The sequence below is a fragment of the Nocardioides sp. AN3 genome (genome assembly GCF_054653495.1).
The window spans coordinates 52301-67325 of the sequence record NZ_BAAIGC010000018.1; the positions used below are offsets into that span (position 1 = coordinate 52301).

Below are 15025 nucleotides of genomic sequence, written 5' to 3' on the forward strand. Positions count from 1 at the left end.
GACTTAGTTTACCTGAAGTCGCGCGAGCGGTGCCGCGCCTGCAGCGCCTGCTCGGCGCTCGGGGCGACCTCGCCGAGCGGGGCGAGACGGTCGGCGGCGAGATTGGTGACGCCGTCGCTGCGCTCGAGGATGCCGCGCACCAGCATCGACGACGAGGAGACCGCGATCTTGCGGTGCCGACGCCAGAGCCCCTGGGTGCAGATGACGTTGAGCATCCCGGTCTCGTCCTCCAGGTTGAGGAACGTGACCCCGCCGGCGGTGCCGGGGCGCTGACGATGGGTCACCAGCCCCGCGACGGTGACCCGGCGACCGCTGTCGACGCCGGCGAGGTCCTTGATCGAGAGCACCCCACTGCCGGCCAGCTGGGCGCGCAGGTGGGCGAACGGGTGCCCGTCCGGCGTCATCCCCGTCGCCCACAGGTCGGCAAGGGTCAGCTCGACCTCGTCCAGCTCGGGCAGCGGCGGCGCCTCCACCACCGGGGCGGTGCCCGGCAGCTGGTCGGCGGACTCGGTCCACCCGGCCGCCCAGAGCGCCTCCCGACGACCCATGTCCGGTGCGGCGCCCGCTGTCGCCAGCGACTCCAGCTGGTCAGTGGTCAGTCCCGCACGCCGGGACAGGTCGGCGAGGTCCGCGAAAGGACGCTCCGCACGGGCGGCGACGATCCGCTCCGCCGTCTCCTTGCCGATCCCACGCACGGAGTCCAGACCCAGCCGCACCGCGAACGCTCCGTCCCGGCGGTGCGCCGGGGTCGGGTCCGGCGTGCCCGGCACCCATCGTGCGGGCTCGATGTGATCCCGGAGGCAGTCGTCACGGGTCTCGATACGCCCTCGCCCAGAGGCTCGGGCTACTCGACCAACGGAACCCTCGAGAGGCTCCAGGTCGGCCACCGCCCCGGAGCGGAGGAGGTCGGGGCGGCGTACCTCCACGCCATGGCGGCGGGCGTCCTGGGTCAGCGACTGGGGCGAGTAGAAGCCCATCGGCTGCGCCCGCAGCAGCCCGGCGAGGAACGCGCCCGGGTAGTGCAGCTTGAACCACGAGCTCGCATAGACCAGCTTGGCGAAGGACAGCGCATGCGACTCGGCGAAGCCGAAGCTGGCGAAGGACAGGATCTGGACGTACGTCGCATGGGCGACGTCCTCCGGCATCCCCTTGTCATGCATGCCCGTGAGCAGCTGCTCCTTGAGCGACTCGATCCTCTCGACGCCGCGCTTGGAGCCCATCGCCCGGCGCAGCAGGTCGGCGTCGTCGACCGAGAAGTCGCCGAGCACGCGTCCCATCTCCATCAGCTGCTCCTGGAAGAGCGGGACCCCCTTGGTCCGCTCGAGCACGGGGATGAGGAGAGGGTGCGCATACTCGACGGGGTCGCGTCCGGTCGCGCGGCGGACATAGGGGTGCACTGCGCCGCCCTGGATCGGGCCGGGCCGGATGAGCGCGATCTCGATGGCCAGGTCGTAGAAGCAGCGGGGCTGCAGCCGCGGCAGCGTGCCGATCTGGGCACGGCTCTCCACCTGGAAGACGCCGATCGAGTCGGCGCGGCAGAGCATGTCGTAGACGGCCGGCTCCTCCTTCGGGATCGTGGCCAGCTCCCAGTGCTCGCCGAGGTGCTCGTCGACGATCCTCATCAGGTGGTCCAGGGCTGCCAGCATGCCCAGCCCGAGCAGGTCGAACTTCACCAGTCCCATGAACTCGCAGGCGTCCTTGTCCCACTGCAGGACGGTCCGCTTCTCCATCCGCGCACGCTCGATGGGACAGACCTCGCCGATCGGGCGCTCGGTGAGGATCATCCCGCCGGAGTGGATGCCGAGGTGGCGCGGCGCCCCGTGGAACTCCCTCGCGAGCGCCATCACCGGCTCCGGGATCCCGGCATCGTCGGGCGCCTCCACCGTCGTCCAGCTCGAGACGTGCTTGGACCAGGCATCCTGCTGACCGGGCGAGTGACCGAGTGCCTTGGCGGCGTCGCGGACCGCCATCTTGGGCCGGTAGCCGATGACGTTGGCGACCTGCGCGGCGTTGTGCCGGCCGTAGGTGTCATAGACCCACTGGATCACCTCCTCGCGGCGGTCGGAGTCGAAGTCGACGTCGATGTCGGGCTCCTCCTCGCGGTGCTCGGAGATGAACCGCTCGAACGGCAGGCGGTAGAAGACCGGGTCGATCGCGGTGATCCCCAGCGCATAGCAGATCGCGCTCGCCGCGGCGCTCCCTCGGCCCTGACAGAGGATCCCCTCGCCACGGGCGAACTCCACGATGTCGTGGACGATGACGAAGTAGCCGGGGAAGTTCTTGCGGATCACCACCTCCAGCTCGTGGTCGACCCGTGCCCGGGCCCGGGCGACGAGGTCGGGGTCGTGGGCGTACGCCGCGGAGTACCGCTGCTCGAAGCCCTCCTCGACCAGATGCCGCAGCCAGCTCGCCGCGTCGTGCCCCTCCGGGATGCGACGGCTGGGCAGCTCCGGCTTGGCCGCGCGCAGGTCGAAGGCGCACTCGTCGGCGAGCGTCACGCTCCGTGCGACGGCGCCCGGAAAGCGGGCGAACCGCGCCGCCATCTCGTCGCCGGTGCACAGGTGGGCCGCGCCTGCGGGCAGCCAGCCGGCCATCTCCGCCAGCGAGCGACGGGCCCGGACCGCCGCCATCGCGTCGGCCAGTCGGTGCCGCTCGGGCGTCGCATAGTGGACGTTGTTGGTCGCCACCGTCGGCAGGCCGACATCGGCGGCGATCCTGGCGAGGAGGTCGTTGTGGGTCGAGTCGAGCGGCAGCCCGTGGTCGGTCAGCTCGACCGCGACGTTGTCGCGCCCGAATCTCTCCACCAGGCCCACCATCGCCTCCGCCGCGGCCCTCGGACCCGCCTCGAGACCCTGACGGACGGCGCCCTTGCGACAGCCGGTGAGGACCAGCCAGTCGCTGTCCCTCGGACCGCCCGCCTGCTCGGCCAGCTCGTCGAGGTCGTAGACCGGCCGGCCCTTCTCGTCGCCACGCAGTTGAGCATCGGTGATCGCCGAGGCCAGCCGGTGATAGCCGGCCACACCGCGGGCCAGCACGAGGAGGTGGCTGCCCTCCGGGTCGGCGACGCCGAGCTGCGCCCCGGTCAGGCCGAGGGAGAGCTCCGCACCGTAGATCGTCCGCAGCGTCGCCCTCCCGCTCGTCGAGCTCGTCGAGACCCGTGCCGCCTCTGCGAACAGCGGCGCGCCGTAGAACCCGTCGTGGTCGGTGATCGCCAGCCCGTGCAGACCCAGCCGGATCGCCTCGACGACCAGCTCGGCCGGCCCGCTCGCCCCGTCGAGGAAGCTGAAGCTGGAGTGGCAGTGCAGCTCGGCGTACGGCGTCCCGGGTCGCTCCGGCGGGGTGACGGAGGTCGCCTTGAGCCGCTTCTTGCGCGAGACCGGAGCGTCATCGCTGCCGGGCTTGCCCGACAGCCGCCGCTCCAGCTCCTTCCACGGGATGGCGGGGTTGTTCCAGCCCATTTCAGACTCCGCGTCTGTTCGTCGAGGTATGCAGCCGAGTGCGCACTTCCCGTGTGGAGTTCCGCGTGGGAAGTGACTGTTCGGCTGCATACCTCGACAGGCAGGCAGCCGCAGCAGATCTAGTCATACGCCGCCTCCGTCACCCACCCGCCGAGTGCGTCGTCGAAGGTGACCAGCCAGGCGCGACCGTCGGTGGCGACGAGCTGGAAGCGAGCCACCCGGCGACCGCCGCCGGGCTCCCACCACAGCTCCTCCACCGGCCACGGGCCCGCCCAGGCTGCGACCGGCAGCCAGCCCTCGTCACCATCGGAGACGTCGGGACGGAAGCGTGCCGGGGGTGCGCTCACCGCACCACGGCGGCCGACCACGACCGGACGCCCGGCCGGGTCGACCACGGCGGCGGGAGAGGGCTCGGGCAGGACCCGTGAGGGATACGGCGGGGGGATGCTGCCCGGCCAGGGCAGCTCGCGTGGACGCAGCGCCGTCGCGCGCGTCCCCCACGGGACCATCGCCTGACGCTCACCCGGCGACCGGCCACCTTGGAGGACGGGTGCGACGACCGCCTCCGGACCGAGCATCCCCTGCACCCGGGCGATGCCGCGCTCGACACGGTTGTCGGTGCCGCCCCACAGCCCGTCGGCGTGCACCGACTCGGCCACCACCTGCTCGGGCACCAGCCGGACCCGTGTCACCGGCGACCCGATGCGACCGGCCTTCAGCGACCCGACGAGCTGCCAGTGCAGCCGGTCGACGAGGTCGATGGAGGTGAACCAGCGCGGGTGCAGCCAGCGCCGCTCGGAGGCGACGCTCGGCCCTTCGAGGGCGTCCGCCGAGACCTGGATGAGCACGTCGGTGCAGACCAGCTGCCGCTCCCCCAGCTGGGCGACGAACCTCTCAGCGGTGCGCCGTGTGCTGAAGCAGACCGCCTCCGCGTCGGCCAGCGGCGGCTCGAAGTCGACGTGGACGGCGAGCTCCGGCGGAGGCGTCCGGGTGTCGAGCGGCCGCGCGCCGCCGCCGTGGAGCACCCGGTGCACCCAGGCGGCGCGCTGACCGAGCCGCGAGCTCACGCTCGCCGCGGGCAGACCGGCCAGGTCGCCGAGCGTGGTGAGGCCGAGCCGCCGCAGGAGGCTGACCGTCTCCGGCTCGTCGAGCGCCTCGGCCGGCAGGGGCGTGAGGAACGCGGCCGACTCGCCCTCCGGCACGACGACGCTCTCCTGCACGGGCGCGCTGCGGGCCGCCTGCTCGGCGGTGAAGAGCTCGTCGGCGACTCCGACTCGCACGTCGCGGATGCCCAGGCCCACCACGCACTCGGCGAGCACGGCGCCGGCCTCGGTCTCGCCTCCGTAGAACCGCCCGGGCGAGCGCAACGCCACCAGGCCCGGTCGCAAGGGGGCCACGCCGGGTCGCAGCTCCTCCAACGCCGCGAGCACGTCCTCGAAGGCCCGTGCGTCGCGGTCGGGGTCGGCGTCGAGGATGACCAGCTCCGGGCAACGGGACTGCGCGTCGCGGCGACGCATCCCGCGCCGAACCCCGAACTCCCTCGCCGCCTCGTTGACCGCCTCGGCCCGGTTGGCGGCGAAGACCGCGGACGGCAGGTGGTTCGGGAGGTCGCGGACGCGCAGCGCCGCCACCACCGGCCAGTCGGGGCACCAGACGGCCAGGACACGCGCACCTGTCCGCGCGCTCATCCGACGTCTCGGATCTCAGTGGCCTGCTCCCCGGCCGTGCGGAGGGTGAGGCCCGCGTCGGGGAACCACAGGTCCCTGCGCCGGGGCGGGGCCGTGCCGCGCTGGACGGCGAGGGTCACCTGCCGGGCGCGCAGGTGCCCCTCCCCCCGTCCGGCACCCGACCAGCGGGGCGTCTCGACGGCGAGGCGGACGTCGGCACGCGGCCACGGGCCGAGCGAGACGAGCGCCGCCTCCCGCGTGCGCAGCCGCGCCGCCAGCTTGCCGGCATGGGCCTCGCTCACCCGTCCCGGCGGCCGCACCACGACGATGGTGACCACGTCGACGAAGGCGGCGACCGTCTCGAGCCACAGCTCACCGGGGTCGGGGACGAGGACCGTCCTGTCGAGCCGGACGCCCAGTCCCGCCGCGGCCTCGGCCCCGAAGTCGGACATCCCGACCACGGCACCCCACCCACCGACGGCGGAGGGGCCGGCCAGCATGGCGAGGGCGAGGCCTGCTCCGCCGTACTCAGGGGCGACCTGGTAGGTGCCGCCCGCCCGCAGCTGCACGATCCCCGCGAGCGCGGGATGCGTGTCGAGCGGCCTCCCGGCCTCCCCCGGACGGCCCTGCAGCCGGCTGATCCGCTCCCGCAGGCTCGCGATCTGGGCGAGCTTGTCAGGTCCGTCAGCGGATCTCAGCAGGGTCGGTGATGCCACACCCCATCGTCGAACATTTGTTCGAACGATGCAAGATCTCGACAGGCCCGATCAGCGAGAGGCCGGCTCGATCAGCGAGGAGGCCTGCTCGATCAGCGAGAGCCGTCGGCGTAGAACGCCTCCAGGCGCTCCTTCTCGTTGCTCTCGACCACCGTACGCTTCACCTTCATCGACGGTGTCAGCTCCCCCGACTCCACGGTGAGGTCACGTTCGAGGATCTCCCACTTCTTGATGCTCTCCCACCGATTCAGCCGGCTGTTGAGCTCGTCGACGTAGCCCTTGACCATCGCCCGCGCGGCGTCGGAGGTGACGATGTCGACGTACGACCTCCCGGCCAAACCGTTCTCGGCCGCCCAGGCGGTGATCGCCTCGGGGTCGAGGGCGACGAGCGCCACGGCGAAGCTCCGCTCGGCGCCGAAGACCACGAACTGGCTGGCATAGGGGCAGATCGCCTTGAACTTGGCCTCGATCTGGGCGGGCGAGACGTACTTGCCGCCCGAGGTCTTGAAGACGTCCTTGATCCGGCCGGTGATGGTCAGGTAGCCGTCGTCGTCGATCGAGCCCTTGTCGCCGGTGTGCAGCCAACCGTCCTCGGTCAGCACCTGGGCGGTCGCGTCGGGGTTGTTGTGGTAGCCCGCCATCACGTGCGGACCGCGGATGAGGACCTCCCCGTTCTCGCCGATCATCACCTCGCTGCCCGGCAGTGCCGGACCGACGGTGCCGATCTTGTTGAGCTCCGGGTGGTTGACCGTCGCGCCCGCGGCGTTCTCCGTCATGCCGTAGCCCTCGAGGATGAGGATGCCGGCCGCATGGAACCAGGCCGCGATGTCCGGGTTGAGCGCCGCGGAGCCGGAGATGAAGAACCGCACCCGGCCGCCGAACCGCGTCCGGATCTTCCGGAAGACCAGGATGTCGAGGAACGTGTGCTGCACCTGCAGCAGGATCGGGATGGGCTTCTCGGCCGCGACGAGAGCGTCGAACCGCTTGCCCACGGTGAACGCACGGTCGAAGAGCCGCTTGCGCAGCCCTCCCTCCGACTCGACCATCGTGACGATCCGCGCATGGGCCTTCTCGAAGATGCGGGGCGCGGCGCCCATGAAGGTGGGGCGTACGACGGCGAGGTTGTCCACGATCTTGTCGACGCGGCCGTCGACGGCGGTCGGGAAGCCGATCGCGAGCTGCGTCGAGAGCAGCACCTTGCCGAAGACGTGGCTCATCGGCAGCCAGAGGAACTGCAGGTCGTCGGAGTGGAGGATGTCCTGCGCCTTGATCGCCGAGCCCTCGTAGACCCACGAGCGGTGCAGCAGGCGAACGCCCTTCGGCCGCCCGGTGGTCCCGGAGGTGTAGACCAGCGTCGCCAGCTGGTCGGGCGCGATGCCCTTCGCGACCTGCTCGACCAGGTCCTTGTGCTCGGCGGCGAAGACCTCGCCGATCTCCTCGAGGTGCTCGAGGGTGATGACCCGGTCGTCACCCGTGTGGTGCGAGACGGGGCTGCCGTCGAAGAGGACGATCTTGACCAGCTCGGGCAGGTCGGCCTCGAGCAGCTTGGCCAGCTGCGTGGCGTCCTCCGCGAACACGATGCGGCACTCGGAGTCGCCGACGATGTAGGCGGTGTCCTCCGCGTTCGTCGACGGGTAGACCGTCGTCGTCGCGCCTCCTGCGCACATGATGGCGAGGTCGGCCAGGATCCACTCGTAGCGGGTGTTGGACGCGATGCCCACCCGCTGCTCCGGCTCGATGCCGAGGCTGAGCAGGCCGGCCGCGAGCTTCAGCACGCGCTCGCCTACCTCCCGCCAGGTGACGGAGTGCCAGTGGTCCTCGCCGTCCTCGGTGTGCGGGAAGAGGAACGCCTCCTCGTCGGGGGTGGCGGCGACACGCTCGAGGAACTGCACCGCGACGTTCGGCGGCATGTGGTCCAGGAAGCTGGTGTCGGTCGTGGGCACGGTCATGCGCAGAGGTCCCCTTCGGGTTGCTGGGTCGCAGGCACCTTAGACCGCCGCCCTACCCGGGGGTAGCCCCGCGGCGATCCTGGCAGCCTTCACTCGCACCTGCTCGACCAGGCCGTCGATCCTGAGCAGCTCGGGCAGGAGCGAGTGGTCGAGGTTGATGGCGCGGAACATCGTCGACACGGAGACGCCGTGACCCTGTCGGCGGACCGTTGCGATCTCGTCGCCGGCACGGATCTCGCCCTCGACGAGCACACGGAGGTATGGCCCCGGCCGAGCGTGCGCCATGAAGCGCTTGACCCACTGCCGGTTGTCGAAGCCGGACTCCCCCATCCAGCCCTTGAAGTCGTTGCACGGCGTGCGGACGTAGGCGACCTCGAAGACGGCGGAGCCGATCTGCCAGTGGTCGCCGATCTCGGCCTCGTTGACGTCGATGCCCTCGGTCGTCAGGTTCTCCCCGAACTGACCGTCGCGGATCGTCCGCCCGAGCTCGCGCTCCCAGTGGTCCAGGTCCTCACGTGCGAACGCGTAGACCGCTTGGTCGGGGCCGCCGTGGTGCTGGGTGTCGGAGACGACGTCGCCGACCAGACCCCTCCGGTGGGTGCGGACCGAGCCCGTCACCGGCCGCTTGTCGATGGAGGTGTAGCCGAGCCCCGCCCAGTCCTTGTCCTTCGGGCGGCCGACGTTGACGGAGCGGAGGACGGGCACGACGCACATCCTCGCATCAACAGGCTCGCCGGTCCGCCGAATTCACCCCTGGACCGCCTTGGCGATCGTCACGCACCTGGTGAGGAGGTCCGCGTCGTGGAGGCTCTGCCGGGCGAGGTCGAGCATGCGGACGACGACCCAGTCCCGCGCGCGCTCCTCCTCGAGTCCGGCGGCGTCGACGGCTGCGAAGAACCGGTCTCGGATGCCCTCGCGCACGCGACCTGCCAGCTCGTCGAACCGGTTCCACAGCAGGGGCGCCACCTCGTAGTGCGGGTCACCCGAGAGCGGCTTGGGGTCGATGGCGAGCCAGGCCGGCTCGCCCTCCACCCGAGCACCCGCGAGGACGTTGCCGTAGTGCAGGTCGGTGTGGAGCAGCCGGCCGTCGGTGGCGGGGTCCGCGGCGAACGATGCCGCCAGCGACCGGGCCTGGTCGACGAAGCGGGGCGGCAGCGGCGTGCCGGGCGGCAGCGCGGCCAGACGGTCGGCCACGCGGTCGGCGTACCACGACAGGGTGCGCAGCTGGGGAGGCGCGGGCACGTGCAGTCGCCGATAGAGGTCGCCCACGATCTCGCAGGCCTGGACGTCCCAGTGGTCACCGAGGTCGTGAGGACTGAGCCGCTCCAGCACGAGGGCCCGGCGGTGCGGGTCGGCCCGGAGCAGACGTACGGCGCCCTCGCCGTGCCAGTGTTGCAGCGCGAGGTGCTCGTGCTCGGACTCCCAACCCGGCCAGCTGATCTTCAGCACCGCCGCCCCCTCGGCGTCGCCTGTGACCACCGGCATGACCAGCGCCGTACTGCGGTGGTTCGCCTCGCCGTCGGGTGCGAGCTCCCACTCCTCGAGGATCTGCCGGAGGAGACCTGGAAGTCGGTCGAGCCAGGCGGCCCAGTCCGCTCCTCGGGCGGCGTACGCCGACAGGCCGGACCCGATCACGCCCTGAAGACTAGGTCGAGCGCTCACATCGCCGGCGGCCGCAGGTGACCGCGGTGCCCCACGTCAGCGCGTCCCTACACCTGGGCGGGCTGCTCGACCCGCGCCGGGGCGACGTCGAGGAGGTCGGCGAGCAGGTCGCTGTCGCCGGTGACCGTCACGAGGTCGAGACACCGGTCGACGAACAGGGAGTAGATGCCCTGAGGGTCGGCCTCCACGACGACCTGCGGGTCGTCGATCGGACCGTCGACCACCTCACCGTCCACCAACGAGGCGATCTCCTTGCCGACCCGGAACTCGAACCGGCCCGGAGGGGCGAGCGACGCGATCACCGTGTCCATGGCGTTGCTGAGCCAGCCGTCGAAGAGCTCCTCCTGCACCGAGGGCGGCCCCAGCGAGCGGGCACCCCAGATCGCCAGCTCGCGCATGGCCGGGCGCAGGCCGCGACCGTAGTCGGTGAGCTCGTAGACCTTCGACGCCGCCGGTGGGGGCAGCACCCGACGGGCGACGATGCCGTTGCTCTCCAGGTCGCGCAGCCGCGTGGCCAGGATGTTGGTCCCGATCCCAGGCAGCCGGTCGACGAGGTCCGTGTAGCGCTTGGGGCCATGCATGAGCTCGCGGATCACCAGCAGAGCCCAGCGGTCACCGACGAGGTCAAGCGCGTGAGCCATCGGACAGTACTGCTCGTAGCGCTTGGGCATGCATCAATGATAGCACTCACTTCCTCAACGAAATAATTAACTTGCACTTTCGAAGTGCTCGCTCCTACGGTCGAGAACATGACTTCCAAAATGCAAGCAACGCGAGCGGGGGCAGCGGACACCCGGAGGTGGCTGGCCCTCGCACTCCTGTGCCTCGTGCAGTTCATGGTCGTGCTCGACATCGCGATCGTGAACGTCGCGCTTCCGTCCATCCAGGCCGACCTCGGGTTCGCCCAGGCCGACCTGCAGTGGGTGATCAGTGCCTACGCCCTCGTGTTCGGCGGCTTCCTCCTGCTGGGCGGGCGCACCGCCGACATGGTCGGCCGCCGCCGGGTGTTCCTCATCGGCGTGGTCGTGTTCACCCTCGCCTCGCTGATGTCCGGCCTGGCGTGGTCCGAGCCGTCCTTGATCGCCGCCCGCGCCTTCCAGGGGCTCGGCGCCGCGATCATCACGCCGGCGGCCCTCTCCATCCTCTCGACGACCTTCGCCGAGGGCCGGGAGCGCAACATCGCGCTCGGCGCCTGGGGTGCGGTCGGAGGATTCGGCGCCGTGGCCGGCGTGCTCCTCGGCGGCGTCCTGACCGACGCCCTCAGCTGGGAGTGGATCTTCTTCGTCAACGTCCCGGTCGGCGTCATCGGGCTGACTCTCGCGCCGTTCCTCCTGGAGGAGAGCCGCGACGCGCGCGTCTCGAGCTTCGACGTGCCGGGCGCCGTCCTGGTCACGGGCGGACTCTCGTCACTGGTCTATGCCATCACGCAGGCCGGCGAGAAGGGCTGGCTGTCGGCGCAGACCGTCGGCGTGCTCGCCGGCGCCCTGGTGCTGCTCGCCGGGTTCGTCGTCTGGGAGCTGCGTCACCCCGAGCCGCTGATGCGCTTCGGGCTGCTGCAGACCCGCACCGTGAGCGGAGCCAACGTCGCCGGGTTCATCATGGGCACCGCGTTGTTCTCGATGTTCCTCATGCTGACGCTCTACATGCAGCAGGTGCTCGGCTACTCGCCGATGAAGACGGGCGTCGCGTATCTCGCCGTCGCCGGCACTGCCATCTTGTGGTCGGCGGTGGCCGGCCAGCTCGTGACCCGCATCGGGGTGAAGCCGGTGCTGGTGGTCGGCATGGCGATGCTGACGGCCGGCCTGTTGTTCTTCACGCAGGTCTCCGTCGGTGGCAGCTACGTCGCCGACCTCCTGCCCGGCTTCCTCATCATCGGCGTCGGCATCGGGTTCTCCTTCGTCCCGATCTCGATCGCGGCACTCGCCGGCGTGCAGCCGGCCGAGGCGGGCCTGGCCTCCGGCCTGATCAACACCTCTCAGCAGATCGGCGGTGCACTGGGGATCGCCGCGCTCTCCTCGATCGCCACGTCCCGCACCGAGGACGCGGTCAAGTCCGGCTCCCTCCTGCCGGTCGGCCTGGTCGACGGCTTCCAGTCGGCGTTCATCGCCGGCGCCGTCATCGCCGCCCTCGGCCTGGTCGCGGCGCTGACCCTCATCCGGCGCAACGAGCTCGAGGCCGAGCGCGTCCCCCAGCTCGAGCAGGCCGAGCCCGCGGCCGAGGCGGCATGAGCCGAGCCGCTCACAGCGTCATCTCGCAGAACTCCCCGGAGCCGTGGTGTTCCGGGGACTCTGCGTCTCCGCGGACCTTGGTGACCTCCGGCGACCCCCGGCGACCTCCGGGTGACGTCTCGTGACGTCCGGGCGACCTCCGGCGACCTCCGGGTGACGTCCGGTGACGTCCGGCGACCTCCCGGGCCTTCCCAGCGACTTCCCCCGACTTCCCCCGGCGTTTCCGGCGTTTCCGGCGTTTCCGGCGTACTCCGGGGCGCGGATCGGGCTCGTCCCGGCGCCATGCCGCCGAGCGCGACGTGCATCGCTCGGGAAGTGGTCTCAATCGCCAGATCTCCTGGCGGCCGATCGACCCGTTCAGACCAGTTCCGGCCGACGGGCGGTCACTTCTTGGCGGGCTTGTCCCCGGCGGGCTGGGAGGTGGACAGCGCGGCGACGAATGCCTCTTGGGGCACCTCGACCCGGCCGACCATCTTCATCCGCTTCTTGCCCTCCTTCTGCTTCTCGAGGAGCTTGCGCTTGCGGGTGATGTCGCCGCCGTAGCACTTGGCGAGCACGTCCTTGCGGATCGCGCGGATGGTCTCGCGCGCGATCACCCGGGCGCCGATGGCCGCCTGGATCGGCACCTCGAACTGCTGGCGCGGGATGAGGTCCTTGAGCTTGCCGGCCATCATCACGCCGTAGTTGTACGCCGCGTCGCGGTGCACGATCGCGCTGAACGCGTCGACCGGGTCGCCGTGCAGCAGGATGTCGACCTTCACGAGGTTGGCGGCCGCCTCACCGTCGAACTCGTAGTTGAGCGAGGCGTAGCCCTTCGTGCGCGACTTGAGCTGGTCGAAGAAGTCGAACGCGATCTCGCCCATCGGCAGCGTGTAGCGCATCTCGACGCGGTCCTCGGAGAGATAGTCCATGCCGAGCAGCGAGCCCCGCTTGTTCTGGCACAGCTCCATGATCGTGCCGATGTAGTCCGACGGCGACAGGATCGTCGCCTTGACCACCGGCTCGGTGACCTCGGCGATCTTGCCGTCGGGGAACTCGCTCGGATTGGTCACCTCGATCCTCGAGCCGTCCTCCATCGTCACGTGGTAGACGACGTTGGGCGCCGTGGAGATCAGGTCGAGGTTGAACTCGCGCTCGAGCCGGTCCCGGGTGATCTCCATGTGCAGCAGCCCGAGGAAGCCGCACCGGAAGCCGAAGCCCAGCGCGCCCGAGGTCTCGGGCTCATACGTCAGGGCCGCGTCGTTGAGCTGCAGCTTGTCGAGGGCCTCGCGCAGGTCGGGGTACTGGTCGCCGTCGATCGGGTAGAGGCCGGCGTACACCATCGGGTTGGGGTGCTCGTAGCCGCCGAGGGGCTCGCTCGCCGACTTGTGCTGCATGGTGACCGTGTCGCCGACCCGCGACTGGCGGACGTCCTTCACGCCGGTGATGAGGTAACCGACCTCGCCGGCGCCGATCTCGCCGGCCGGCACCTGGTCGGGGCTGATCACGCCCAGCTCGAGGAGCTCGTGGGTCGCGCCGGTGCTCATCATCTTGATGCGGTCGCGGTGGGTGAGCTTGCCGTCGACGACACGCACGTAGGTGACGACACCCCGGTAGGTGTCGTAGACCGAGTCGAAGATCAGCGCCCGCGCAGGGGCGTCCGCCTCGCCGACCGGGGCGGGTGTCTGCTTGACGATCTCGTTGAGCAGGTCCTCGACCCCGAGGCCGGTCTTGGCGCTCACCCGCAGCACGTCCTCGGGCTCGCAGCCGACGAGGTTGGCGAGCTCGAGCGCGTACTTCTCGGGGTTGGCGCTCGGGAGGTCGATCTTGTTGAGCACCGGAATGATGTGCAGGTCGGCACCCATCGCCAGGTAGAGGTTCGCCAGCGTCTGCGCCTCGATCCCCTGGGCCGCGTCGACGAGCAGAACCGCCGCCTCGCAGGCCTGCAGGCTCCGGCTCACCTCGTAGGTGAAGTCGACGTGTCCAGGCGTGTCGATCATGTTGAGCACGAACGTCCTGCCGGCGTCCTCGCCCTCGGTGACCGTCCACGGGAGGCGGACCGCCTGGCTCTTGATCGTGATGCCGCGCTCGCGCTCGATGTCCATGCGGTCGAGATACTGCGCCCGCGCGTCCCGCTCGCTGAGCACGCCGGTGAGGCCGAGCATGCGGTCGGCGAGGGTCGACTTGCCATGGTCGATGTGCGCGATGATGCAGAAGTTGCGGATGATCGCGGGATCGGTGTGGCCAGGCTTCGGTGCGGTCATGATGTCCTCATTGTCCCCGCCGGTGGTTGGCCTTGTCGAAACCGCTAGTACTGGTGGAACCACAAGGACAGGTACGTCGACCCGCCGGGACACGTCACGTCACGGTCCCGCCCGTCCTGGACCCACTGCGTGAGCACCGCGGTGCCGCCCTGGAACATCCGCTCCGGCCCGCACCGACGCAGTGCCTCCGCGCGGGAGGTCTGACCGGCCGCCCGCCACTCCGGCAACCCGAGCCTGAGCTCGCCGACGACGCGCTGCCACAGCGCGCCGGTGGAGTAGACACCGACGGTGAGCCCCTCGTCGGCGTACGCCTTGGCCGCGCCGCGGACCACGGCGGCGTTGGCCACCGTGTCGGATGGCCAGTCGAAGCCTGAGACCGGCTCCACGTCGAGCCACACCGCCGGGGTCTGGAGACCGGCCGCCTGCATGGTCCGGACGTTGAAGAGCGCCTGCTGGTAGCCGACGTTGGCCAACCGCCCGAGCCTGTCGCTCGGATCGAAGGGGCCCTGGTCGCCGAGCTCGGCGACCTGGCCCCGCTCGGCACGGCTGACGACGGAGTAGGCGCCGGTCATGAGATGCCGGCTGCTCGCCCAGGCGACCTGGTCGGCCAGGCAGGGGTTCGCGTGGAACCCGGGACCGTTGGTCAGCCCCAGCACCACGAACCGGGCCGAGGGCAGCGGCATCGGGGCGCCCTCGGACCGCTTCTGCGGGATGCCCATGCCCTTCGGGCACTGGGGCCAGCTCGCGTCGGCGCCCTCCACCGCCCCCTCGTTGCTCGGGGTCGGCAGCACCGGGATCGTGATGGTCGGGGTGGTCGTGTCGGGCAGCGTCGACAGCGGGTTCGCCAGCGGGGTCGCCAGCGGGGTCGCCAGCGCGGACGACGACGGGAGAGTCGTCGGTGAGGTCACGGGCGACGTCACTGGCGAGGTCAGTCGCGACGGCGACGTCGACCCGGCGTCGGAGCCAGCCGCGGTCGACGGACCGATGCTCCCCGTCGGCTCGGTCGCCTCGATGGTCGCGTCCACGGTCGCCGGACCGGCGCAGGCACTCAGCAGCGACGCCGCCAGCAGCGCCGCGACCACTGCTCTCACCGTGCGCCCCC

Annotated in this window: 10 protein-coding genes; 1 reads left to right on the forward strand and 9 read right to left on the reverse strand. The window is 70.8% G+C overall.

Going from position 1 to position 15025, the window contains the following annotated elements:
* Positions 1–8: 8 nt before the first annotated feature.
* The 7 genes from ACYQ1K_RS18495 to ACYQ1K_RS18525 form a co-directional block, all read right to left on the reverse strand.
* Positions 9–3458, reverse strand: a complete 3450-nt coding sequence (locus ACYQ1K_RS18495) for an error-prone DNA polymerase (RefSeq protein WP_459984726.1) — start codon at positions 3456–3458, stop codon at positions 9–11.
* A gap of 119 nt (positions 3459–3577) precedes the next feature.
* Positions 3578–5146 (reverse strand): DNA polymerase Y family protein, encoded by a 1569-nt coding sequence (locus ACYQ1K_RS18500; RefSeq protein WP_459984727.1) that lies wholly within the window; start codon positions 5144–5146, stop codon positions 3578–3580.
* Positions 5143–5841, reverse strand: coding sequence for a hypothetical protein (locus tag ACYQ1K_RS18505; protein WP_459984728.1), 699 nt, complete (start codon positions 5839–5841; stop codon positions 5143–5145). The genes ACYQ1K_RS18500 and ACYQ1K_RS18505 overlap by 4 nt, the downstream gene beginning before the upstream one ends.
* Before the next feature lie 92 nt (positions 5842–5933).
* Complete coding sequence (locus ACYQ1K_RS18510) at positions 5934–7790, reverse strand: AMP-dependent synthetase/ligase (protein ID WP_459984729.1); 1857 nt, start codon at positions 7788–7790, stop codon at positions 5934–5936.
* Positions 7791–7829: 39 nt separating this feature from the next.
* Positions 7830–8504 (reverse strand): MOSC domain-containing protein, encoded by a 675-nt coding sequence (locus tag ACYQ1K_RS18515; RefSeq protein WP_459984730.1) that lies wholly within the window; start codon positions 8502–8504, stop codon positions 7830–7832.
* Positions 8505–8537: 33 nt separating this feature from the next.
* Positions 8538–9425 (reverse strand): aminoglycoside phosphotransferase family protein, encoded by an 888-nt coding sequence (locus ACYQ1K_RS18520; RefSeq protein WP_459984731.1) that lies wholly within the window; start codon positions 9423–9425, stop codon positions 8538–8540.
* 74 nt (positions 9426–9499) lie between these two features.
* A complete protein-coding gene (locus ACYQ1K_RS18525; protein ID WP_459984732.1) occupies positions 9500–10123 on the reverse strand; it encodes a winged helix-turn-helix transcriptional regulator in 624 nt (207 codons plus the stop codon).
* Between the two features lie 78 nt (positions 10124–10201).
* On the opposite strand from ACYQ1K_RS18525, the gene ACYQ1K_RS18530 reads away from it, so the two are divergent.
* Entirely contained in the window at positions 10202–11680 is a 1479-nt protein-coding gene (locus ACYQ1K_RS18530) for a DHA2 family efflux MFS transporter permease subunit (RefSeq protein WP_459984733.1), read from the forward strand.
* Between the two features lie 383 nt (positions 11681–12063).
* On the opposite strand, the gene lepA is transcribed toward ACYQ1K_RS18530, so the two are convergent.
* A complete protein-coding gene (gene lepA, locus ACYQ1K_RS18535) occupies positions 12064–13923 on the reverse strand; it encodes a translation elongation factor 4 (RefSeq protein WP_459984734.1) in 1860 nt (619 codons plus the stop codon).
* Positions 13924–13967: 44 nt separating this feature from the next.
* Positions 13968–15014: a glycoside hydrolase family 25 domain-containing protein gene (locus ACYQ1K_RS18540; RefSeq protein WP_459984735.1), complete on the reverse strand. Its 1047-nt coding sequence runs from the start codon at positions 15012–15014 to the stop codon at positions 13968–13970.
* Positions 15015–15025 lie beyond the last annotated feature (11 nt).

Coding starts and splice junctions, on each gene's coding strand:
- lepA (WP_459984734.1), bottom strand. CDS start 13,923: ATGACCGCACCGAAGCCTGGCCACACCGATCCCGCGATCATCCGCAAC.
- ACYQ1K_RS18530 (WP_459984733.1), top strand. CDS start 10,202: ATGACTTCCAAAATGCAAGCAACGCGAGCGGGGGCAGCGGACACCCGG.
- ACYQ1K_RS18525 (WP_459984732.1), bottom strand. CDS start 10,123: ATGCCCAAGCGCTACGAGCAGTACTGTCCGATGGCTCACGCGCTTGAC.
- ACYQ1K_RS18515 (WP_459984730.1), bottom strand. CDS start 8,504: ATGTGCGTCGTGCCCGTCCTCCGCTCCGTCAACGTCGGCCGCCCGAAG.
- ACYQ1K_RS18500 (WP_459984727.1), bottom strand. CDS start 5,146: ATGAGCGCGCGGACAGGTGCGCGTGTCCTGGCCGTCTGGTGCCCCGAC.
- ACYQ1K_RS18495 (WP_459984726.1), bottom strand. CDS start 3,458: ATGGGCTGGAACAACCCCGCCATCCCGTGGAAGGAGCTGGAGCGGCGG.
- ACYQ1K_RS18510 (WP_459984729.1), bottom strand. CDS start 7,790: ATGACCGTGCCCACGACCGACACCAGCTTCCTGGACCACATGCCGCCG.